This window comes from Undibacterium sp. GW821-FHT07F11, from assembly GCF_059418665.1.
Genome location: NZ_JBWKQH010000017.1, coordinates 17,432 through 39,876, shown reverse-complemented (window position 1 = coordinate 39,876; position 22,445 = coordinate 17,432). Strand labels below are relative to the sequence as shown.

Genomic DNA, 22,445 nt, shown 5'->3' with positions numbered 1-22,445 from the left:
GACGGCTTTTCTCCCAAGTGGCGCGGCTCGGTGGCCGGATCGATTGAATATGCCAACTTTGATCTCTCGCCCACAATTCGCTACGTAGGTAGCTATCAGGATCGCCGCGGCGTGCCATACACATTGAGTGCGCGGGCATTCCTTGATTTGCAACTGGCATATCAGGACAAGGCAGCCACGGGATTCATGAAAGGCACGCGCATTGCAGTTGGAGCATCGAACATCCTGGGAACCAAGCCGCCATTCTTTAACGCATCCTTCGGCTTCGACCCATACAACTATAACAACCGTGGCCAGTTCATCTACGTCAACTTTCAAAAGAAACTCTGATGTTCCTAGCAAGGACTGCTCTACCTTTTTGGCCCGCAAAGGCAGTCACTTTTTCCGGTTGGGCTTGTTGAAGTGCTCGGCTATTCCTAATGACTGAGGTATAAACATGAAACCGATGTGGCGATGTTGATCACGATGGTTTCGCAATCGGATCTTCATCCACGCACGGTGCTGGATGAAATCACAGTTGGTGCAATTCCAAAAGAAGCGCGACCGCTGATGATGTAAACGGTAACCAGTTGGTCTACTATCACAAGAGGTAACTACCCGCTGTCGAGCGATTTGCCGAGCACGGCACAACTGTGCACTGATCGCTCATCTAAACCCCGTGTCCGCGACGCCATTTGTGATCTGCGGCATAAAACGCGATGCCGACGGTGTAGATTGCACCACCTGCTGCCTGCCACCATTGTGAGCGCATTGATGAGCGGCTTAGCTGCGATCACGCCAATGCTATTGAAGCGCTCTCCATAATACATGCGTATTACTCTACAAATTTCTCACTATTGAAAGCTGTGGCCCAGATGCTATATTTTGCGTAGGCGGCTTGTGCACCTCCTGACGAATGTCCCTACCTGGTTGAACAACCTGTCAAGTCTCAGTTCTTTCCGATCGAAGTGCCGCCATTGTCATGGATCAATACTTTCACTAACTATGCGCTCACTTATATCGGTAGTTTGTGCTCGATAAAATTTTACCAAGGCATATCGCAGATACTCTGCGTCCCACATTGTTATATAAACCTGGACCGACCAATAGATTGAAACAACGCCTGCATGCATTGCTGGCCTGCGGCTAGGCGCATGAATACTGTCAATTGAACCCACTGACTGTGATTAATGTTTTACTGCCTCAACAGCCTGACAAATCGCTGGGAATCAAGCATTATCTTATTATGCCAGGTTCGATTTCCAGTGCTAACAGTGGTTAATTGTTGAAAATTATCAACGCGCATTCTTGCGTCTACAGCCCGTCAGTTATATAGATTTCGATTGTGTTATCTCTTGATAATGTGCCTCTGCGCATTTGTTTTCTATACAATTGACGATGGCGCGGACTTTCAATGTTGCTGCGTTTACTAGTTATAAATCTGAGGGCACGCTTTCCGCTCAATTAAATACCATTAAAATATTTTAAGAGATTCAATTGCAAGAAATCTATATTAGTACTGATGTCGAATCAGATGGTCCAATTCCTGGCCCATATTCCATGCTCAGTTTTGGCTCAGCCGCCTATACCGCGGATAAGAACTTGATTGGTACTTTCACCGCCAATCTGGAAACATTACCTGATGCTTCCGCAGATCCTACCACTGCAGCATGGTGGCTCACTCAACCCGAAGCTTGGGCGGCCTGCAGGTCGAATCTGGAATCGCCACAAGCTGCAATGACCCGTTATGTTACCTGGATCAAATCATTGCCTGGCAAACCGATTTTCGTCGCTTTCCCTGCAGGCTTCGATTTCATGTTTGTCTATTGGTATTTGATTCGATATGCTGGTGAGAGTCCATTCAGCTTTTCTGCTTTGGACATGAAGTCGTTTGCTATGGCACTCATGAAGTCAGATTTTAAGAAAAGCGCAAAAAAATATATGCCTAAAGCCTGGTTTGATGATTTGCCCCATACTCATGTTGCGCTTGACGATGCCATTGAACAAGGAGCCTTGTTCTGCAATATGCTGAAAGAAAATAGGAAGTAAGGCGCCAGGATTTATTCTGTACTGTCCCAGAAAAGAAGAAAGCTCCCAGATGACATCTGGGAGCTTTCTTCAGACACGAGTAACTCTCTTGATTATCCCACTCCAGGTGGAACCGCAAACTTGGTTTGTGGCGGCGCTTAGCTTGTTTCAATTCTCGCTAGCAGCTAAGCCTTTCCGATAGTCCGGACTTTGGCAGGCTTTCGGTAAAATACCTAAGCGGCCTCGGTGGCGCAATCATAACCATAATTGAGTGCACTTGCCAGTGCCTTTTATTTTTCCTGCATGTGGTGCTAATCTCGTGGGCACTTTTGAACAACGGCAATGCAGATACAAAGAAAGACCTGAAGAAAGTTGACACGAAAATCCGGCACATCACCAGGCGTGACGCAAAACTGTTTGCAGAACTTGGTTTCCGTCGAACGAAGCTGAACGTTATCAGGCCGAATCTCTTGCTCGGATAGCCTAGTGTCCGGGATGTGCATACTGCCGAGGATTACGCTTTTGTATCTATCAAGTGCGATGACTTCAAAGGACTGCACACCAGAAGCAGCGTGAGCAAAACTCGGAATAGTCAGCGCGCAAATTGCTGCAGAAAGTACTTTGAGATAAAGTGCGTATTTTTTTGATGTACCCATTGCCAAATTTTCTTCAAATTTCTAAAGTATTCGCAACGCGATCTAACAGTGCGTATCTAAACGTTTTATTTGATGGCAAAGAAAACGGCCGCTATCACAAGCGGCCGTTGTGAAAGACATTATCAGATCCTAAGGTGTCCGATGCCTCTCTTTAGCTTCCCTTTTAAAAAAGGTTGGTTCAGAGCACCAACGTTAATCCGTTGCCCCACTTTCAGAGTTACCGATTACTCTGCCTGCCCAACTGATTGAAGACCACATATCGGTCATATCCTCAACAAATGCGCGAATTGCAGGAGATCTAACAATGACGTAAGCATACATTTGTTCCCGTTACCTTGCAAATAATTACCAAGGTTGCGACCTGGCGGCTATTCAAATTTCGTAGGTCGCATTTGTACTAGGTCAGACGACTCCGTTAAACTAGAGCACGTCGTGACATCGCTAAATGCGATAAATGTCGCATACAAAGAAAAATCCGCCTACTGGCGGATTTTGTCTTTCGTTAAGTTGAAACGCAGGAGGCTCTTAACCGTCGCGATGGCCGGTCCTGTCCGGGAAGTCCATCACCAAAGTGTGCCTATTATCATCAAATTCGATACACAAATCGACACCACCAACTCAAGCTGCCCGTTTGCTAGAAGAATTCAAGCTATCAAATTGCTTCACCTTTCAAATGCAGATGCAAGCTACCGCTCGCTTGAAGGCTAAATTTGAATCATTATCGTTGCAAACGAATCTGCGGGGCGGGTCAAACTTCAGTGCAAATCAACATCAACGAGTGACTATTCCGTAAAGTGGCGCGCAAATTGGAATTTGTGGCGCGATTACCTGTTTATTTGGCGCGATATCTAGAAATTGTGGCGCGATTTCTGAGTCAACCAAATTATGGCGTACTGGTGTCGCAAATCAGTCACCCGCTACCTATTAATATCTGTGAACGTGGTCATCCAAATTTGATTCCATGCTTGCACGTGTCAATCCTGGCAAAACAGATTGGACTTTACCGATCGATGAACGCCTTGAGGCACGGCCTGATGGATTAGATCGAACTGACCGGGCGCTAGTTCGCCGTCGTCCGCTTCATATCCTGGCACAATCTCTTTACGAATGTCGTGACTGCGCTCTGCTGCATCAGAAATAGGGAGTTTAAATTCTGACTGCATGTGACAAAAGTCCAATCTGATCACTCAATGGGAATTCGGTATGCCAGTTTTGCTGACTGTAAGCATACCCGGGAAATTCCAGCGATAAAGATGTTTCTCGTTTCAAAATTCTTTTGGTCAACGTGGCAAGGACATGTAAGTCTTCCACTCCACGGACCTCGATAGGCGCACAAATACTTACGTAACGCGACCAACTGGTCCAATCGACCGAAATGGTAGGCGTAATGACAATGGCATTATCTGGATCATAAGCAATGCGATTCTTCTCTGCACGCAGCACTTCAAAGTAAGCGTCATCTTTTCTCGGCATGGAATATGACACAATTTTCTTGCGCGATTTTCCGACTTTGCAATAATTGGGGCTAAATCCTTCCATAAAATCCGACTTACTTTGATTTTCCATCTTGGCAAGAGCTTGATAGGCACTCTCATCTACCATACTTTTATATACATAGCGGGGATGTGTCCATGCAACATTTACCCGGTAATCGTTAAGAATAAATAAGACATCGTCCCACCAGGAGAGTTTTTCTGGATTTTCAATATCGTATTCGTGGCGAACGATAATGCCATTTTCAAAATGCCTGCCACGGGCATTTCTATGGTGAAGCTTGGCCTTTCGTTTTAACTGTTCGATGTATCTGTTTTTCATTTTTTCTTTGCCCTCAGTAGTGCTTTAGATTTGCTCATCAGCTGCTCTATTCTTGGCCGTCGCATCGGTTTCAATATGTTTGGCCTTCACCACTCGTCCACGTGGAGTCCTAATCAGTAGTTTGGCATCTTGCAGCTTCCTGCCAAGCTCGTCATTTTTTGCAACCAGGTCGAAGTCTTTATCCATGCCCAGGATACGCAGAGCCTGAAGGTACCTGCCAATAGCAATGGAGGCATCTCCTTTTTCAAGTCGATTCAACGTATCGCGTGAGACATTCATGCGCTCGCAAAACAGCACTGTTGAAATACCTCTGCGTAAACGAGCCTCCCGCAGGCGCTGACCAAAGGTTTTTAGCTGCCGTTCAACTGAAGGGAATGGGCGTGGGGTTCTTGTTTTCATGGCCGATAATTTGGTCAATATTGCTGCTATTGTCCATTTAATCGGACATTTTATTGGGCTAGTAGATTTCTGTCGCGTGAAATACCAGGAACGTAACATTGATTTTGCACCGTAATATCAGCAATGTTACCGTGCAATTTTGATGTTACGTTTAGTTTAATGGAAGCTAATTTTTAGGAGATGACTTTTTTACTAGAACAAAGATTGAATAGACTCAACCGCACTTGCTAACTGCAAAGTTAGTATCCTATCTGTGAACTTTTGATGATCCAATTTCAGTTCATATCCAGGGATTAATCTACATATACTCGGTTACCATAAATTGACAATGAACTTCCTGTGCATCTTCTATATTCAGCCTAAGGCTGGGATCAAAAAGCTGTCGGCCGTCTTGCAGTTTAAATATTTGCACCCAAGGTTCCTTCTGTCCAAAATTTCCATAATGAACTTCCGAAAGGTTATCCAATTCCCACATGTGAGATTTGTTCAGCCAACTTGGTGACAGCAAAGAGATTCTGACTAACTGCAATTTCGTATCCCGCTTGATGGCCTGACACATTTCTATCAAATCAGCAAGGTCGCTAACAATTTTCCGCGCCGAAAGACGCGAGGACTTTTCTTTTTGAATGTACTCTACAAAATAGTAAGGGGAATTTATTTCAAGATCTACACAACGCCAGTGGTAGACAGGGTGCCCCTCTGAAGCGAAGAAATTTGGCTTCAGATAGGAATTATTGGTGGTAATCATAAATACGTGTTGCGACTTCTGTAAATCGATTTAATTATGCTATTTGTGGTTTCGCCGCCAAATACCAGGAGTCATTGAAGATACTAGTCTAGTGCTTAGGAGGGGGCTTTCTGTTATTTCGTCTTAAAAACTGGATGACCTTTCGCACACCAAGAAAAAGCAAACCAAAGATAAAAATATTAATGATGGGATTAAACACATTTCCCAGATTCAAGCCCAAGCCTGGGAACACCCGTTGAAGAAAATAGATCCCGAGCAGATAAGCCAACGCGATCAGGCAAATCCAACCGAACCCTGTTATTTGCCCACCAGATTCATACATGACGCTGCCACAGATCCGGCATTGATGCTGGGTCTTTTGGTAGCGTATTTTTCCCAAGAAAAACGGCTGGTAATGCCAAAGATGCGGTGTGCCTTGGTGTTTGCAGTCAGGGCATTCAATTGAATCCATGCGAACCTCCTTCATCGTTCATTTTCTGACACTGGCTGGAAATCCCAAGTCGCGGACCAACAGAACACACTAAGCCATTAGCCGATGTAAGTGATTCATCGAATATAGATGTAATTTGTCTTGTTGATAATCAACATATTACATCCTTCTTGTTTGAACGTAAAGAGCAGACCATATTTGTCGACTAAACAACCGGCAAATAATGTCGTGACCAAAAGAAAACCTTCTCAGCTTCCTTCTAGAATCGGCAAAAATGTGGCGGCCAGGCGAAAGAGCTTGGGGTTGACCCAGGAACAGCTCGCTGCACGAGTTGGAGTGGAAGTCGAAACAATCTCACGGCTGGAGCGTGGCGTTCATTCGCCATCGCTGGCGATGTTGGAGGTTATGTCGGAGGAATTGAATATTGCTATTGCGGATTTGCTGGAAGAGAAAGCACTAGTGCAAACACCAGAGTCTGAAATTATTGCCACCTACCTGAGCAAATTGAAGGTGAAGGACAGGTTGTTTCTCACAGATTTTGTGAAACTTTATTTTCAGAGACATGGCTGAATGGACTGATTGATAGATGCTTAAAATCTCTATCTTTAGAGGCACAGAAGCAGTAAACGAACACAACATCTTACGTATTTTTTCTGGCCAAACACATTCTCAATGCAATTTCGGCGCTCTCGTCAAAACCAACGGTTGGATTGGTTTTAACAAGATTCTTTAAAAATGGCTTGAAGAGATAGGGCTTATCATCAATTGCGACCCAGTCTCTCCAAGGTTCGCAAGACTGCCTTAGCCACCCCTCAATTTCTGAATGACGTTGATATCCAATGATTTCAACAATCGCTGAAATGTCCGTCCATAATGGGGTCGCACCAATAATACGCTCACCGATGTCGAATGAAAAACAAGACTTGAGTTCTGAGATGGTACGGTTTTCGCGCCATGTACTGGAGATCACGATCTGTACTTCTGGAAACTCACGAAGAACCGCCTCTAGACGAGGTAGGCATGAAAATAGTTGAGCTTTGTTATAACAAGGCTCTGAATGCAAGACGCCATCAAAATCCAAAAACAGAATCATTGTTTGTCATCACCAAAAAATAAACTCCAGGGCGCGCATGCTACCTTATTTTGGCATGTTATAAAATCACAGTTCAGAAAAATATGTTGGAATGTAATATCTGATATTAGGCTAAGGTCGATGCTCTGTAAAAGTCCATGACCATCTCTCCAAAAATATAGATTTGTCCACAAAGGGTATAAATCAACAAGGCTTGCGGCGTTCATGACGCTATGGCAGTATATGAGTATGCAAGATACTCGACCGGTACTTTTCTTTCTAAGGGTACTCTGCGCACTTGACGCCGTTTCTTCACCTTCTCGCGCCGATATCTGTACTCAACAATTGCTGTTAGTTGTACCCCTCTCGGAACAATCATAATGAGAATAAGCAATGATAGATTCAAGTGATCGATCTCCTTATTTCGAAAATCGCAATCTGCCGTTTGATGACTTATCTCCAGACGAGTTCGAGAAATTCGTCGCTGCCTGTCTAGTCTGCATTGCTGAAGCGTTAGGAATCCAAATCACAGGAATGCCGCGTGGTTCTGGGGATGACGGGTTCGACATCGAGGGTGTCGTAATTGGATCTGGTCGTTTTGTCTGCGTGCAATGCAAACGACAAAAAAAACCTTTAGGTTTAGACCAAGTTGCTCATGAACTGGCAAAGGTCGCGGCGACATCTAAGTTGGAAAATTCTGACGTCGGCCAGCATCGGTTTATATGCACCGGTGGGCTTAGTCAGACGCTGGTCAGAACGTTACGTGAAACATCGCGCGCTGAATTAATAAAAAATGCCGGAGAACGACTAGCGACAGCCTTAACAGGCGAGCTTTTTACACTAAAGCAAAAGCTAGAGAATATTGGTGCTGATCCCCGACAAGTTGCAGAAACTTATGTCAAGGGTTTGGATGTTTTGATCGCTTGGGACCAAAATGGATTAGATACGGCATTGACAGCCCGTTGGAGTTCAGTATTAGAAATTGTAGAGCGACATTTTCGGGTTGCTCATGTCGTGCACGAGCACCCCCGCCCTATTTTTGATAGAGCCAAGTACATTGAAGAATACATTGATCTCCAATTAATTGCCGAACCGAGGTTTATAAAGGTTGGGCTACCGAAGGGGATTGATGTTGACTCGAAAAATAGCAAGATTGCTGAGTCAGCAATCGCTGAACGAGAAATTAAGGATGTGCACGGATTATTGGAGCTGAATCCTGGTTCGCTAACGATGTTGTTGGGGGATGGCGGAATCGGGAAAACCACCACCTTAGCATATATGAGAGCGGAGGTTTTGAGAGCAAGTTCAGATACAACCATCGCAATTTTGATATCCTTGACAAATTACGTACCTGGTGCGCTTGATCGTCTTATTGAAAACGAACTTGGAATCACATACGGGAATTGGCAGATGCTACCCGATCGTATATTTCTTTTGTGTGATGGTCTCAACGAATGCGCTTCAGAATATGTGGCAAATTTTTTAGAAGAACTCAAACTCATATTAAAGAGAAAACTAGTCGTATGTGTAATCTCAACACGCGAGTCGACAAGGCATAGAAGCGTTACACTTCCGCAGCAACCAACGGCCTGCATAGAAATTGAGCATCTCACGCCATTGGCAATGCGGCGCATTGCAGAGAGCAGACTTCAAAAAGATGTTGCCGCAGTGTTCTTGACAGAATATTTGGCAATCGCAAATCGAGCTTATTCCCCTCAGCTATGGACACCATTTGCTCTTGATGTCGCAATCAAACAGTGGACTCTAAACAAAATATTGCCGGCCAGTCTGGGGGAAATGGTAGAAGCAGTCCTATATTCAAGATGTACTCATGACGCACAGTCAGCCAGTCAGCAGGTTGGGCCTAAGGTTGTACTACAATTAGCTAGTGCTCTGGCATTTCAGTGTTTGATCGTGAATAGACGTATAGAGTGTCCTGAAAACGAAGCAGGGAAATGGATCCGGGACGCAAAGATTCATTGTATTGATGCACTTGGTGTTGAGGATATGTCACAAGTAAGCATCGTCGCGCTGCTTACTCGCCACGAGCTTTTACGTCTATCCACCGTAAATCATTTCGATTTTGGTCATCAGATATTGATTGGTGCCTTAGCTGCACCCATCCTCGCAGAGAATTGGCAATCGTACTTGCACTGCACGACAGATCCGATAGCAGACGATGCTTGGATATTTGCGGCACGACTGGTACCCCAATCAGACCAATATAATTTTATCAAGTCTATGCTAGACGTGGATCTAATATTAGGTGCTCGCACAGCACGCGAATTGCCTATCGAACGTCAAGAATATGCAGAAAAATTACTGATGCAATCTGTGAGTGAGACGTCTCCTGAAAGCGTCCGTGTTCGCGGTATTTTTGCGTTGTCAAAATTAGGAACGCCAGGTGCTGTTGCCAAGTTGCGTGAATTGATAAAAGGTAATAGAAGCGAGAATCAATTCCATGCAGGGAAAGGGCTTGCGGCTACAGGAGACGTCGAATACCTGCGGCGCGTTTTGAATAAAGTGGAAGAGCGAAGATCACTACCATTTAGTAATGTGTCAGGCGGCGATATCACAATTTGGGAAACAGCTCCATTTTCTACGCGTCTTGACCTCGCTCGGGAACGACTAGCGATATGTTTGCCAGGAACCCCAGTTATTGAATCACTTGCACTGATCGCATATGAAAGAGATATCGAAGATGCGAAAAATGTCGAGCGTCAGTTCCATAATGGAATGGATATTCGCCCTTGGGGCGCGATTCTCCACGCGTTACATAATACGTCGCCAAGTCGCGCACAAGTAATTTTAGATGATGAACTTGCTAACGCGCAGTCTCTTATTGATAGATCAAAGATTATACGAATTGCAGAAAGTATTGGCATAAAATTTGATATACGAGTTGCTTTCGAATGTGTTATCGCCTTCCAGTCTGCAGACGAGCCGGATACAAAGCTTGAATTTGAAATAGAAGAACTGATCAAAAACGTTATTGCGAAATATGCTTTACCACCAGAATTAATAATGGTCGTAGAAAGCGAATTGACATCCTGTCCGGTCAATAAATGCGGCGCCATATGGAGTATGGCAAAGTTTTCCGAAAGTGCGATCATTGCTGCTATTGCAGAATCAACTATTTCAACCTGGCGAGGAAATGTCGGGCACGCGTGCAATTATTTTTTGGGCCAAATTCAATTGGCGCGTAGTCGTAAAAATGAACTACTCAAGCTATGCGAAATTGGTCTGGAAAACGAAAGAACATGGCATGACTGGCACTCTTGGAGAGCGCTTGAACTTGTTGGTTTGTTAGGCTTCACCGCCAAATCTGCCGCTTGCCTTGAATCAATGATTCGACAACTGACACGAATTCGGATCGCAATTGAAAGTAACCAGATAACCTTACTTTCAACTAAAGACAAAGTTTTTTTTGATTCAATGGATGTTGAGTTTGCTGAAGACCAAGTAGGGCAATTTGCAGCGCAACTTATTCTCCCCGCCGTCACAGCAAAAAATCTCATTAAGAGTGACGTTCGATTGTTATTCCTGCATTTCGACACCTCAGCATATAACGTGCTGGATTCTTTACATGAGCTATTGCGAGATTTGGATAGTGAGGTTGTAGACGTCGAACTGCGAAAGGTCTCGCGTCAAAGAACCAGATTTTCAGCACTCATGGCTGCATGTACTTGCGGACCGTCAGACGTTCGCTTGGAACTACTCCGGATTGAATTGGAACAGCATTTTACTATCCCTTCGTATTTACTAAAACTTGAGCACGCCGTTAACGCTTGTTGGAGTAAATCAATTTTTGAGATGGTCATTAATACTGTTGCTAATATCTCAAATTGGCCGAACGAAAGAACACATTTCTTTTGGGACTTTGCAGATATGGTATTGAACCATATCAAACCAGATGATCAATATAAACTGGAATCGGCATTGGCATCTGCACACACACCTTTCGCTAAGAGAGTTTTGGAGTTATGGCTTATACAAGCCCAAGGCACTCGAATAGGAATGCGTAGATTGAATGGCGGCACAAATGGTCAGTAATTTGCACATTTGATCGGCGGCTCCTCAGAAATGATAAAGTCTGGCGGACTCTATTGTTTGACTCATAGATAAACGGGAAAAAGCAGTTGATCCATCGGGAGACAAAATGTACGACAAGAAGTATGCTGTATTGTTGGATGCCCTCGGCATTCTCACTGGACGCACTGTAATCGAAGTGAGTAGTAGCGACTCTACTTTTAGTCGAGTCCGGACAGATAGACAAAGCTATGCGGCAAATCAGGCATCAATTAAATCCTCGCCTGCAATCTAGCGTTAACTTGGCTTTATAACCGTCGGGCGATGCGGTGAACGACGTAATGTGTAGAATGCGGATCAACTCCTTGCGAATAAATCGGAACACCGCCAATGTTTTCATTGTCAATTTGGACAACGATATAAGCTGCGCCTGATTCACGTGCACGCCGTGCTGCGTCTGTATCAGTACGGGGAAAGTTAATATAATGTGAGTTGTATTTGGCAGTTTGAAAGTACGAGATGGTGGCTGCTTCAATTAGACTTACTTGATCGTCCAACGTTGGCATGTACGGGTCACGATTTTGGCCTAAAAGCTCCGTTGTACCAGCATGACCCGTGATGATGCCGGCGACTGAACATCGGCAGTCGAAGCGATACACAAGAGCGAAAACCTCCGACTCCGGATCGTTGGAGTTGATCTCTGCAAGCACCTTTTGAAGTGTTTCATGGTTTTTGAGGCGATCTTGTGTATTGTTCGCAAGTCCCTTGCCGATATAGAGCACCTCAAGTCGCTTCGCAACGGAAGGCAGAGAGTCAATTAAATGAGCCGAGTTCGCAATTAACATTGCTTCAATAACCTTATCATCTTGATCAAGAGCGTGCAGTTCACGATGCGGAAAGGGAGATGCAGAGAATGCCTTTGCATCGCATAACTCTGGAGGCCGTACAACTTTGACCTGGCCTTCATGCATCACGTTATTGACTGAGTAGGATACCTTCAGGGATATGGAATAAGCGTTCCAAGTGATTGTGTTCGGGATAAGAGACAGACGTGGTCGCTTACAGATCATGTACAGATGACACAGATTTAGCCGTTCGACTAAGTCTTCTGGGAGATGATCATAGATATGGTCAAGATCACTGATGCGATAGAGGAATCGATCAACTGATCGGAAATCTAAAAAGACCACCGGGATAGATGATTGAAGGTCTTCAGCGAATTTTTTGATAGAGTCGTCTGCCATATTGCTTTCTGTTCGGTTTTGAAAAAGGTTGTGCGGACAATCCTCCAAAGAGACCTGAAAATACACTACTCTAATCCGTCTGACATTTGCAGACAGGTAAATCTGAGTTCCTGCACATTAAGCCGAAGATTTTGGTTTTGCAAGACAGCAAATTCCAAAAACTGTGAGTTCCTGGACATGTCGCGAAGATAATTTAATCTTATGGGCTTGTTCTTCCAAATATCTAACAAGTGAATCAAATGATTGGTGGCCAGGTTCGCCAGGGATTTTCCATTTTTTGCTGTCTAGTTGCAGAAGCACCAGAATTCCGCGTGAGCTATTATGGCCTTTCAAATATTGTTCAACTATTTGAGTTCGTAAGGTTTCCGTCAATTGCTTTGCTGAATATCTTCCGGAATCGACGGGTTTTATTTCTATGCAAACGTTATATCTATCGGCACTTAGTTGGATATCGGTCACTTTGTCATTATCGACCTCTTCCTCGCGATGAACGCTGAATCTGATATTCTGAGTATCTCTGAATTTAGCTGCTAACCACCTTTGCAAGTGTTTTTCTGGCATTTTAGCCTTGAATAAATCACGCTCACTAAATGGACCTTCTTCAAGATCCTTTCTGATTTGCTCCAAACGAGCAATCACTTGTTCAAATAATTGCGCCTCAGACGTCGGAGCAAAAGAAAATGGAGAGCCAATAGCTGCGAGTTCCTCAGGACACTTATTAGCAGAGAACGAAATACTAAATTCTGCATGTTCTTTAAGACGATCTTGCAAGGCTACCTTCTCAACATCGTCAATCATGTTGCAAGCCAGGCGATTCAGCGCATTGTGTCCAAGTTGACCTGCAACCTTAACAAACATATGAGGGATTCTGTCTCTAAAATTTTCAATTGCCGCATTTGGCAATGTCGGACTTAGTGGTTCCGCTTTAGAGTGCAATTGCGCACTAAGTAAATCATGAATACCCACAAGAGTATCAACATCTTCGGTGCCTGCGGAAAAATTTACCCATTGCATATCGCCAATTTTTTCAACAAACCGAATAACTTCATTTAAATGCCTATCAGGAAATTCCTGTAAATATCGGGAATACCAATTCCACGCTGCTAATGAATCTCGATCCATCCAGATTCGTAACCAATCCATGTCAATTTCAAGATATATATTGCTGCACGAAACAGAAAGTTTTTTTCTGCAGACTTCGCCAAGAGCGATTTTGGAGAGTTCATTGTCCTCACCTAAAGCGGCAACAATTTCTTTTGCTGTCGTGGTGAATGGGATTTGATCGGATATTACAAGGGGAATAAGAGGGTTTAACAGTCTCGTTCTAATTTCAGACGGGCAGCGCAATATCATTCTCAGTGCACCCCGATCGCGATAGATTGAAATATCGGTTTGTACCTCAGCCGTAATATAAGGATTAAGCGTGCTCACAACAATTTCGAGGTGCGAGTGAGACAAGGAGATAAACCAATTGGACGGGCTCGAAGGGTCCCAAATTGCCACTTTTGTTGCGGTTGCAGCCTGCTCTTCCGTGAGCGCAGAGAAAGACTTTCTTGTGTCAAAATATCTATGAATACCCGCAAGAGCCAATTTTGCGGGCCATTGCCAGTCTTGTGGTTCTAATTCAACGGGATCTGGAGCAAAAACAGAAGGCCAAAATTCTCTCAGTCCTTGATCAAGTGCGTCGGCAATATCCTTCCCCAATTTGTTAGCAATCTCTAAGAAGTCAATACCGGTAAAATCGTTGTATCCAAAATGTAAGAGGCAATAGCTAAATAATTGGGTTAGCGAATTTGGCTCTTTCCCAGTCCGAATATTTTCGATGATAGTGCGATAATAGGATATATCTTTTTCTAGTCTTTGATCTCTCGCGGAAAACTCTTTTGATCGAAGAAACATATGCTCTCGATATTGCGCAGCCTTTTGTCGATGATTTTTATATCGTTGACTAATTTGATCGCGACGAACAGAGGGGAAATTGCCGAAATTGAGTTGTCTGAGTAAATTTGCTCGGTGCTCACCGTTTTTGATCGAGAAGATGATTTCTGCTGAAATAAAAAACCAAATGTCGCTCTCTTCTAAAGAAAGCTTCGAATCAGTGGCTCGTTCTATCAATTCCGGCAAATCAGCGGCGCAAAATGAGACGATGCAACTTTCTTCCCATGTGAGACGTACGAACGAGTGATTAATGTCTTCCGATTTCGCAATTGCCAGAGCAATTTCCCATCGGAGGTCTTTATGTGCTGCGATAGCATTCTGGACTCGCTTGAGTTCATTCCTGTTAATTAGCCAGGTGTCACGTTGGGACTCAATTCTTTCAGCTGCTTCCATACAAATCGACGGATAGGATTGAGTACTAGATGGAATCAATTCAAGTAGTCTTTCAAAGCAAACTGGTAACGCATTAAGTAACCAAAGACGTTCCGGATGTTCAGATTCTGGGAAACGATCAAAATGTTTTCCTTTTAAAGGTCTAGGAAGGGATTTCATAACAGCCTGAAGTAGTATTTGAGCACTTGAGAAATTCAGCCTAGGAACTAGATCGTTTCGCAATAACTTGGCCATAGGGCCAGATCCAAGATCCTGCTCATTTCGGCTGCGATCAAAGATGGCCGATAATTCGCTTGAAGAAAGTGATTCCCAGGGAGTAACAGGCAAAGAAGACGCAATCAATTCATTTGATATGGTGGTTGCGCATTTCAAATCAGTTAGTATGGAAAATCGCTGTTCCGGTGTGCCAATAACTTCCAGCGCATCAAGGGCCAAAATTCGTTCTGATTCTGAATATGCGACACTCCTGTAAATGTCAAACACGGCGGAGGAGCAGTCATTCAACTTTGCAAACTGTGCTATTTGAAGACATAAAATTCTCGTTTGTTGACTGGTTTTGCTGCCGGCGAGAGTCATCGCTACTTTTCCAGGCGAGATTGCAAGTCCCACTCGAATGCACTCATTTACACTTTGAAATCGAATGAATTGATTCTTTTCTCTGGATTTATTTTGCAGATTGAAAAAGGCTTCATCAACTGAAATCCTGTCCCAACTCATAGGGTCTCCCTGGAAGAACAAGAGTTCGGGAAATTTCTGGACGACCCATTCTCTGACTTTTACATTAATAGTTGCTAGCCAGCTCAACGTAGCTTTACGCGTGGGGATCAAAATACTGCGTCCAAATTGACTTCCTCCAACAAATAAGCTTTCTAGCCGATGCCATGGAACACCCATAGTCAACTGCCTCTCGATCCATTTAGCTGCCAGAAACTCCCGAATCGAACGATGATGGAACTGTACGCGGCCATAGCTCGCTTCATCAAATACTGCAGAACATAGCAGTCTCCGTATTTTTAAGGCGCTCCAATTTAGAACCTTAGAGGGATCAATTTCACCGGCGCCACAAATTGCGTTTGGTTCAACTGAAAAGAAGGCGCAACCGCCGAATTCTGCGGCGGCTGCCAGTTCTATTGTGCCAATCAACAGCTCGTCATGGGACAAATGAACATCAGATACGACATAGTTTTCGTTGTGCTCAGTTAGGCGTTGCGCTATGTTTGTTTCGATTAACTGCGTATATCTTCCCAGTGTTTGACTTTGATTCCACAGCCTTACCATCCAATTAAGATCGAGAGGATGGATTGCCATAAAATGATACCCTCCCTCATCTATCGCTTGCCAAAATCTATCTGGATTCAGCAGATTGAGCTCGCATGCGTACCGTTGTGCTTCGACTACCGATAACGAGTCTAGGCCGACAGTAAAGACTTTGACTTCACCTACTTGCAGATCTAAAGGATCTGAGTCAGGTTGATTTTCCAACGCAATTCTTATGGGTTTGACCAGGTAGGTGTCAACGGCATGTTGCACCTCCGGTATTGGCCAGTCTGTAATCCTTGAGGAAAGGACAAAATTAATTCTATGGAATTTCCCCACCAATTGATGGCTGATCACAGCGAGAGCTTTTTGAAAATCAGAAGGTGATTTAAGACGTGACTCGTCAACGGCATCCAAAAAAAAATAAGCTTGATCTTCTGAATTTAGCCACCGCTCATATTCTGCCTGGAGCGCGATTAATACAAGCTGCCAGCCCTCTGCGCCTGATATTTGGTTCAAAGGAATAAAAAATGCCGATTTCCCAGATAGGCTTAGTCGCTGAGATTCCATTTTAAATTCGGTGGTTTTTCCTATGCCGGCCTCCCCAAGCACAACTACAATTCTTTTTCCATGTAACTTGTCCCAAGTTAATGTGCCTAAGCCCGCGAAATTGCTCCAATCAAATTCTTCAGTTTCGCTTGATGCGCTAGTGATTTCCGAGAAAGTGCGGTTGAGATCAATTGTCATATGGCAAGGAAATAAATGGATGAAGGATATCAATTCCACATATTTGACTATCCCATCGTCAGTAGTCAATATACAATGTAAAAAAGATAATTTATGAAGGGGTACGTTATGCACATTTCCCGAGTGAAGATCACAAATTTTGCCAACTTCCAGGCGCTCGATGTTTATACAGATAAGAACATCGTCATCGTGGGAGAAAACAAAGTTGGGAAAAGCAATTTCCTTCGAGCGCTGCAGCTGATACTAGATCCAGGGTTCTCTGACTTAGACCGCCATTTAGGACTTGAAGACTTTTGGGACGGACTGGGAGAAAATAAACTGGGGGAAACGGTTGAAATTTCTATCGAACTGACGAATTTTGACAATTCCCCGGATCTATTGACAGTGCTGTTTGACTGCATGATTGAAACAGGCCCACCGACAGTATCGCGACTGACATACAAATTCCGACCTAAAGCCTCTCTCGCAGGTGCTACTCCACAAAGCTTATCCGAATATGAATACATAATTTATGGTGGAAGAGATGAAAATCGGGCCATCGGCGCGCAACACCGACGCCAATTTCCAATCGAATTGCAAACCGCACTACGCGATGCAGAAAAGGACCTGGCTAATTGGCGCCGATCCCCGTTGCGCCCACTCATTGAAAAGTTAGCCCTGGATCTTGAGGATGATGCTCGAACAGAAATTGGCGAGATGATCAGCGTAGCACAGCAAGCAATTTCCGATCGAGGAGAGGTTATTCAGGTAGGTACAAGAATCGACGATCGCATGCTGGCGATCGTCGGAGATGCACATACAGTACCTATTAAACTTGGACTGGCACCGACGCGAGTTGACGCAATGCTTCGTGGTCTGCGGTTGCTAATTGATGGAGGCGCGCGTGGAATTAGTGACGCAAGTCTTGGCACTGCGAATCTGATTTTCATGGCTCTTAAGAGTCTAGAACTAGATCGTGTTATAGCTGAACGCGAACGTAGTCATACCTTCTTTGCCATTGAAGAGCCAGAAGCTCATCTTCATCCCCATGTACAGCGCCTGGTTTACCGCTATTTTCTTGGAGCTACTGCCGAAGATGATGATAGTTCCTCGAATCTGACAACTATCTTAACCACGCACTCGCCTCACATCGCAAGTGTGGCACCGGTGCAATCTATTATCCTTTTACGCACGGATTCAGAAACAGGCACAACAATCGCGACGTCAACGGCAGGCGCTGATTTAGAGCAACCAGATATTAACGACCTTCAGAGATATATTGATGTAACTAGAGGGGAGCTTTTTTTTGCAAGAGGCATAATATTTGTGGAGGGTGATGCAGAACGATTTCTCGTGCCGGCATTTGCTCAAGCACTCGGCATATCTCTCGATATTGCTGGAATTACAGTCTGTTCTGTCGGAGGAGTAAATTTTGCTCCTTATATTAAGCTGGTAGGTCCTGAGGGGCTTGACATCCCCTACGTTGTAATTACAGACCTAGATCCAATGGAAGATAGTTCGCCATTGGCTCTTCAGAGATTGATCACGCTTTTGGAAATATCCATGACTGACGCTGAATTTAGCGAGCTTGATGAAGAAGAACCATGGGAGGCAGGTGAAGAGCACGGCTACTTCGTCAACAATAGTACTCTTGAAATAGAGCTTTTCGAAGCAGGTCTAGGAAGCTCAATGCAAATGGTGTTTGAACTTGAATATCGCTTACAAGCGGCGACCAGAGCTGCAATTACTGGCTGGGTCAATGGAACTGAACCTCTCGATAATCGTCGCTTATTAAGACTCATTGATCGCATTGGGAAAGGCCGCTTCGCCCAGGCTCTTGCGCCTTATGTGACCGCAACAGATTGCCCAGACTACATTCGTAATGCATTGGAATACATCCATGTTGCAGTCGGATAGAGTAAGTTCTGCCTACCTTGAGCAGGCCAACGAGTTGCGTGAAAATCAGCAACAATGGGCTGCTTATGAGTCCGAAGGCAATTGTGTCGTCTTGGCGGGGCCCGGAAGCGGGAAAACCAAGACGCTTGTACTAAAGCTTGCACGGATATTGGCTGAAGATGTGCATGCCCCACGTGGCGTAGCTTGCATTACGTACAGCCAGGAGTGCGCGCGAGAACTTACTAGGCGTTTAGAGGAATTGGGCTTGAAAGAATCATCACGCCTTTTTATCGGGACGGTGCACGGTTTTTGCCTTCGCTATCTTCTAACACCTTTTGCGAGATTGGCTAATCTTGGAAATCCTGAGCCCCTAAACATTGCGACAACTGAGTATAGTCGGCAATTGCATAGGCAAATCGGAGAAAATCTATTCGGCCCCGGACATCCCTACAAGAAAATTGATATGGACAAGCACCGCCGTCTCCATATAAATCGGGAATGTGATAGCTGGAGAAATGAAGTAGAGCTTGCGACATTAGCTGTAGCATATGAAGAAACACTTCATAACGCAGGTATGATCGATTATGAAGATCTTGTTATTTACGGCGAACGTCTTGTTGCAGAGCATGATTGGGTATTGCCAATTATAAGAGCGAAATTTCCCGTACTGGCTGTAGATGAATATCAAGACCTTGGTGTGAATCTACACAACATCGTCACACGACTTGTATTTGATGGAGATGTACGCCTGTTCGCAGTTGGGGACGCTGACCAATCAGTTTACGGATTCACCGGAGCAAACAGTAATTTACTGCTAGAACTTGCCGCAAGGGATGATGTTGAACGCATTCAACTCGAAGTTAATTATCGTAGTGCCCAGGAAATTGTACACGTGTCCGAAAGAGCACTGGGCGAAGTCCGAAATTATCGTGCATCCGATTTAAACAGAGGAGCACGAATCGAATTGGAAGAATGTCCCGATGGGTTAGGTCAACAAGCTCTTCGCGCAATTGAGGAAATAATACCCGCGGCATTGGCTGCCAAGCATGGACGGCGGCTCGGAGATATCGCTGTATTGTATCGCATGGCTTCTATTGGCGATGTAGTTGCTGATGCAGCTGCTGCTGTGGGAATGGATTACATTAGAGTCGATACCGCAGCACCATATCGCAAGTGTCCATTGACAAATTGGATTGAAGATTGTGCTGCATGGTGTGCCGGGGGCTGGCAAGAAGCAAAGCCCTTATTGCAGAGTCTGCTTGAACAATGGATAGCATTTCGGGTGCAAACCTTATCTGACAATGAAGCGCAAGCTGAGCGAGCACGATTAACTCAATTTTTGTGGGCATCTAGAGAGAACTTGCCGGCATCCGAATTTGTAGATGCTTTGCGTACAGAATTTCTCAACGACCTCGCTATTTCTGAAGCCAACTTGGCAGATCAATTTTCCCATGTGGAAGACTTAGCTAGAGCGACTCACAGTGGAGGAATCCTTGAGGATGTTGACATGGTGCGCCTCGGCGGAAGAGACGGATCACCTGATCAATTGAATTTATTGACGCTTCATTCAGCAAAAGGATGTGAGTATGACGTAGTGATCATGCTTGGCTTGGACGAGGGCTCTTTCCACTGGAGCAATGCGCAGGGGGAAGTTTTGCGTGAAAGCCGACGGTTGTTCTACGTTGGATTAACACGAGCTCGCGACGAAGTCTATATGCTATATTCAGGTTGGAATGAAAACAGTTCGGGGACGCGTTTCTATTCAGGGCGTCTGCGGTTCTTGGATGAACTCTTGTTAGACTAGCTTTCAGGATAAAAATTTCACTACATGTACAAGGTCAAACTTAGCCGGCTAGGAAGGGTCAAGTGAGTTAGAGTTCTGATGGGTAGCTATGGGCCAGATTGGCCGGATGCGTCCGGCGAAGTATAGCGACAAGATTCGACTTTTGAAGATTACCCTCCAAGTGTAGATAGCGCGCCTTGTTGATGGCCATTAACATCGCTTTGTAGCCTGCCCAATCATCGACGCGAATGGCAAGTACAATGAATTTATCGAGAAGGCGCCTGTAGTTGGAGAGGTTAATCTTTGGTCTGATAGCGTTTATCCTCAGACAGAATACTTAGGTCGCAGCATTGAAAGGGACTGCTCCGACAACGCGGGAAGAGCTTTTGTGCGTGAATATGCTTCTGCTGCGAGCGGCAAAGACCAGTCCGTTAACCAATGGACTTTGAATATATGGGCAACATCGTCGGAAACATCACCTTTCTTGATGATGCAATTCCAATCCGAATCAAACAGAGTACTAGTGGATACGCTCCCCCTCACAGGTCGCCAGACTTTGTGCCAGCCGATTCCATCAATAGACGGCATTTGACGATAAATTATTATAAGCGCAGAGATGACTATCAAAAGGATGGGAAAATGAAGAAATTTCAGGATCTAATTATAAAAACGGATTTGCAAGAATCAGAAGTAACCAGAATAATTGCTTCTCGCTTGCCAGAGTCTTGGGTTGAGCCTAGGGAAATTAACGCCGATATTCTCGCGAAAGTTGGTGGGGCGTATTACGCTTTTGATCTTAAGTCATCTCGATCTGGACGGGCACGCCTCTGGATGGCCCCGAGTGAGAACGGGATCATTGTAAGCAACATCATTCCACTAGATAAACGAGAGCTTGCACCTGACGAATATAATGAAATACTTCAAAAATTCGTCGAGCAGGGTGTAAAAGGCAGCTTTGACTTCATCCTGACGGATCCAGAGATATTGCTAACCGATGTGCTGAGTGAAGTCTCTTCCCAGAAGCTTATCGCATTTTCTTCATCGGCTAACAAATCAACGGGCCATAGTCACCCGCTTGACGACAAACGCTGGCTCGCATTTGTCTATAGCACAGTAAAACAGGACGAGGAAATCGACTTCGAGCTGCTCGTGTCATTTCTCTCAGAACAAGGCTGGGATGATGAGAGCGCTCAAGATCTCGCGGGTGATTTTTCGTATGCAAGACGTGCGATGCGGTATGCGCTCGAATCGGAGCGGGAAGAATGAGCGTTGATATCAATACAATAGCTCAACAGATTTCGCATGACCCAAAGCCACTCGTGCTGATTGACACCTGCTCGCTGCTGGATGTGGTGAGGGTTCCTATCAGAGAGGAGAATAATGCTACCCAGATTATCCTGGGGGCATTGAAATTACTGGACCTCGCACTGCAAAACAAGGTCTACTTGGCAGTAACAAGTATTGTTCGAGCTGAGCTTGAGAGCAATCTTGGCGAAGTAAGAGACGAGGTCTTGAAATTGGCAACTAGGCGGGAGAAGCAAGTTCAACATTATGTTCTGTGTAGCAAACTCGCTGGCCTAGCTTTACAGGGAGCGGACGCATTTGCTATAGAAGCTTTGCGGGATAAGCTTACTGATATGGTTTTCGGAATTCTTGCTAAGTCGTTTGAAATTAAGGGCGATGATGCGTGTAGTGGCCGTGCAATGAAGCGGGTAATAACGAACCAAGCCCCAGCGAGCAAAGGGAAAAACGAGGCAAAGGATTGCGACATCATCGAACATTATTTGGAGCTTGCCGGGTTGTTACGGCAATCCGGCTTTTCCAAAGCAATGTGCTTCGTAACGGCAAATTCCAATGACTATGGTAAGCCGGGAGAAATGAGGTCGCCACTTGACGCGCAGTTAAAAGCCTGGAATATTGAGTATGTAAATAATTTCCAGTGGACAGTGGGCTTAGTCAACTGAAAATTCGTACACGAATGCCTTGTATTTTTATGAATATTCATATCTCTCGATTGAATCATTGGAAGCGGCGTGTTAGGTCAAGTCCGAG

General features: G+C 44.8%; 17 protein-coding genes. 9 read left to right on the top strand and 8 right to left on the bottom strand.

From position 1 onward, the window contains the following. Together AC07OI_RS29295 and AC07OI_RS29290 are read left to right on the top strand one after the other, a co-directional pair. Positions 1-330, top strand: a 330-nt coding sequence (locus AC07OI_RS29295) for a hypothetical protein (RefSeq protein ID WP_495259601.1), incomplete at its 5' end; no start/stop codon positions are given. 1,146 nt (positions 331-1,476) lie between these two features. Further along, positions 1,477-2,028, top strand: a complete 552-nt coding sequence (locus AC07OI_RS29290; protein WP_495259600.1) for a 3'-5' exonuclease family protein — start codon at positions 1,477-1,479, stop codon at positions 2,026-2,028. Between the two features lie 290 nt (positions 2,029-2,318). Here the strand turns inward: AC07OI_RS29290 and AC07OI_RS29285 are convergent, their stop codons facing one another. Beyond that, the gene (locus AC07OI_RS29285; RefSeq protein ID WP_495259599.1) at positions 2,319-2,663 is read right to left on the bottom strand and encodes a hypothetical protein; all 345 of its coding nucleotides are present in this window, start codon (positions 2,661-2,663) and stop codon (positions 2,319-2,321) included. Positions 2,664-3,095: 432 nt separating this feature from the next. Here AC07OI_RS29285 and AC07OI_RS29280 point away from each other — a divergent pair, with 432 nt between their 5' ends. Further along, on the top strand, positions 3,096-3,371 hold the full coding sequence (locus AC07OI_RS29280) for a hypothetical protein (RefSeq protein ID WP_495259598.1): 276 nt from the start codon (positions 3,096-3,098) through the stop codon (positions 3,369-3,371). Between the two features lie 438 nt (positions 3,372-3,809). Here AC07OI_RS29280 and AC07OI_RS29275 read toward each other — a convergent pair whose 3' ends face one another. The 4 genes from AC07OI_RS29275 to AC07OI_RS29260 all read right to left on the bottom strand — a co-directional run bounded on the left by AC07OI_RS29275 (position 3,810) and on the right by AC07OI_RS29260 (position 6,076). Next, the gene (locus AC07OI_RS29275; protein WP_495259597.1) at positions 3,810-4,478 is read right to left on the bottom strand and encodes a hypothetical protein; all 669 of its coding nucleotides are present in this window, start codon (positions 4,476-4,478) and stop codon (positions 3,810-3,812) included. A gap of 24 nt (positions 4,479-4,502) precedes the next feature. After that, complete coding sequence (locus AC07OI_RS29270) at positions 4,503-4,976, bottom strand: helix-turn-helix domain-containing protein (protein WP_495259596.1); 474 nt, start codon at positions 4,974-4,976, stop codon at positions 4,503-4,505. A 199-nt stretch (positions 4,977-5,175) separates the two neighbouring features. Then, entirely contained in the window at positions 5,176-5,625 is a 450-nt protein-coding gene (locus AC07OI_RS29265; protein ID WP_495259595.1) for a hypothetical protein, read from the bottom strand. An 88-nt stretch (positions 5,626-5,713) separates the two neighbouring features. Next, positions 5,714-6,076 (bottom strand): hypothetical protein, encoded by a 363-nt coding sequence (locus AC07OI_RS29260; protein WP_495259594.1) that lies wholly within the window; start codon positions 6,074-6,076, stop codon positions 5,714-5,716. A gap of 177 nt (positions 6,077-6,253) precedes the next feature. Between AC07OI_RS29260 and AC07OI_RS29255 the strand changes: the two genes are divergently transcribed. Next, a complete protein-coding gene (locus AC07OI_RS29255; protein WP_495259593.1) occupies positions 6,254-6,625 on the top strand; it encodes a helix-turn-helix domain-containing protein in 372 nt (123 codons plus the stop codon). Between the two features lie 70 nt (positions 6,626-6,695). Here AC07OI_RS29255 and AC07OI_RS29250 read toward each other — a convergent pair whose 3' ends face one another. After that, positions 6,696-7,148, bottom strand: coding sequence for an HAD domain-containing protein (locus tag AC07OI_RS29250; RefSeq protein WP_495259592.1), 453 nt, complete (start codon positions 7,146-7,148; stop codon positions 6,696-6,698). Positions 7,149-7,520: 372 nt separating this feature from the next. Here AC07OI_RS29250 and AC07OI_RS29245 point away from each other — a divergent pair, with 372 nt between their 5' ends. Beyond that, positions 7,521-11,180, top strand: a complete 3,660-nt coding sequence (locus tag AC07OI_RS29245; protein ID WP_495259591.1) for a restriction endonuclease — start codon at positions 7,521-7,523, stop codon at positions 11,178-11,180. A 284-nt stretch (positions 11,181-11,464) separates the two neighbouring features. Here the strand turns inward: AC07OI_RS29245 and AC07OI_RS29240 are convergent, their stop codons facing one another. Both AC07OI_RS29240 and AC07OI_RS29235 read right to left on the bottom strand, forming a co-directional pair. After that, the gene (locus AC07OI_RS29240) at positions 11,465-12,400 is read right to left on the bottom strand and encodes a hypothetical protein (protein WP_495259590.1); all 936 of its coding nucleotides are present in this window, start codon (positions 12,398-12,400) and stop codon (positions 11,465-11,467) included. 117 nt (positions 12,401-12,517) lie between these two features. Continuing rightward, complete coding sequence (locus tag AC07OI_RS29235; protein ID WP_495259589.1) at positions 12,518-16,735, bottom strand: NACHT domain-containing protein; 4,218 nt, start codon at positions 16,733-16,735, stop codon at positions 12,518-12,520. Positions 16,736-16,843: 108 nt separating this feature from the next. On the opposite strand from AC07OI_RS29235, the gene AC07OI_RS29230 reads away from it, so the two are divergent. The 4 genes from AC07OI_RS29230 to AC07OI_RS29215 all read left to right on the top strand — a co-directional run bounded on the left by AC07OI_RS29230 (position 16,844) and on the right by AC07OI_RS29215 (position 22,357). Further along, positions 16,844-18,631: an ATP-dependent nuclease gene (locus AC07OI_RS29230; protein WP_495259588.1), complete on the top strand. Its 1,788-nt coding sequence runs from the start codon at positions 16,844-16,846 to the stop codon at positions 18,629-18,631. Continuing rightward, positions 18,615-20,414, top strand: a complete 1,800-nt coding sequence (locus AC07OI_RS29225; RefSeq protein ID WP_495259587.1) for an ATP-dependent helicase — start codon at positions 18,615-18,617, stop codon at positions 20,412-20,414. The genes AC07OI_RS29230 and AC07OI_RS29225 overlap by 17 nt, the downstream gene beginning before the upstream one ends. Positions 20,415-21,032: 618 nt before the next feature. Further along, positions 21,033-21,659 carry a hypothetical protein gene (locus tag AC07OI_RS29220; protein ID WP_495259586.1) on the top strand — a complete coding sequence of 209 codons (627 nt, stop codon included), beginning with the start codon at positions 21,033-21,035 and terminating at the stop codon, positions 21,657-21,659. Next, positions 21,656-22,357 (top strand): PIN domain-containing protein, encoded by a 702-nt coding sequence (locus tag AC07OI_RS29215; protein WP_495259585.1) that lies wholly within the window; start codon positions 21,656-21,658, stop codon positions 22,355-22,357. Before AC07OI_RS29220 ends, AC07OI_RS29215 begins: the two co-directional genes overlap by 4 nt. Positions 22,358-22,445: the final 88 nt, after the last annotated feature.

Coding starts and splice junctions, on each gene's coding strand:
- AC07OI_RS29220 (WP_495259586.1), top strand. CDS start 21,033: ATGAAGAAATTTCAGGATCTAATTATAAAAACGGATTTGCAAGAATCA.
- AC07OI_RS29260 (WP_495259594.1), bottom strand. CDS start 6,076: ATGGATTCAATTGAATGCCCTGACTGCAAACACCAAGGCACACCGCAT.
- AC07OI_RS29285 (WP_495259599.1), bottom strand. CDS start 2,663: ATGGGTACATCAAAAAAATACGCACTTTATCTCAAAGTACTTTCTGCA.
- AC07OI_RS29265 (WP_495259595.1), bottom strand. CDS start 5,625: ATGATTACCACCAATAATTCCTATCTGAAGCCAAATTTCTTCGCTTCA.
- AC07OI_RS29245 (WP_495259591.1), top strand. CDS start 7,521: ATGATAGATTCAAGTGATCGATCTCCTTATTTCGAAAATCGCAATCTG.
- AC07OI_RS29240 (WP_495259590.1), bottom strand. CDS start 12,400: ATGGCAGACGACTCTATCAAAAAATTCGCTGAAGACCTTCAATCATCT.
- AC07OI_RS29230 (WP_495259588.1), top strand. CDS start 16,844: ATGCACATTTCCCGAGTGAAGATCACAAATTTTGCCAACTTCCAGGCG.
- AC07OI_RS29275 (WP_495259597.1), bottom strand. CDS start 4,478: ATGAAAAACAGATACATCGAACAGTTAAAACGAAAGGCCAAGCTTCAC.
- AC07OI_RS29270 (WP_495259596.1), bottom strand. CDS start 4,976: ATGTTACGTTCCTGGTATTTCACGCGACAGAAATCTACTAGCCCAATA.
- AC07OI_RS29250 (WP_495259592.1), bottom strand. CDS start 7,148: ATGATTCTGTTTTTGGATTTTGATGGCGTCTTGCATTCAGAGCCTTGT.
- AC07OI_RS29215 (WP_495259585.1), top strand. CDS start 21,656: ATGAGCGTTGATATCAATACAATAGCTCAACAGATTTCGCATGACCCA.
- AC07OI_RS29225 (WP_495259587.1), top strand. CDS start 18,615: ATGTTGCAGTCGGATAGAGTAAGTTCTGCCTACCTTGAGCAGGCCAAC.
- AC07OI_RS29235 (WP_495259589.1), bottom strand. CDS start 16,735: ATGACAATTGATCTCAACCGCACTTTCTCGGAAATCACTAGCGCATCA.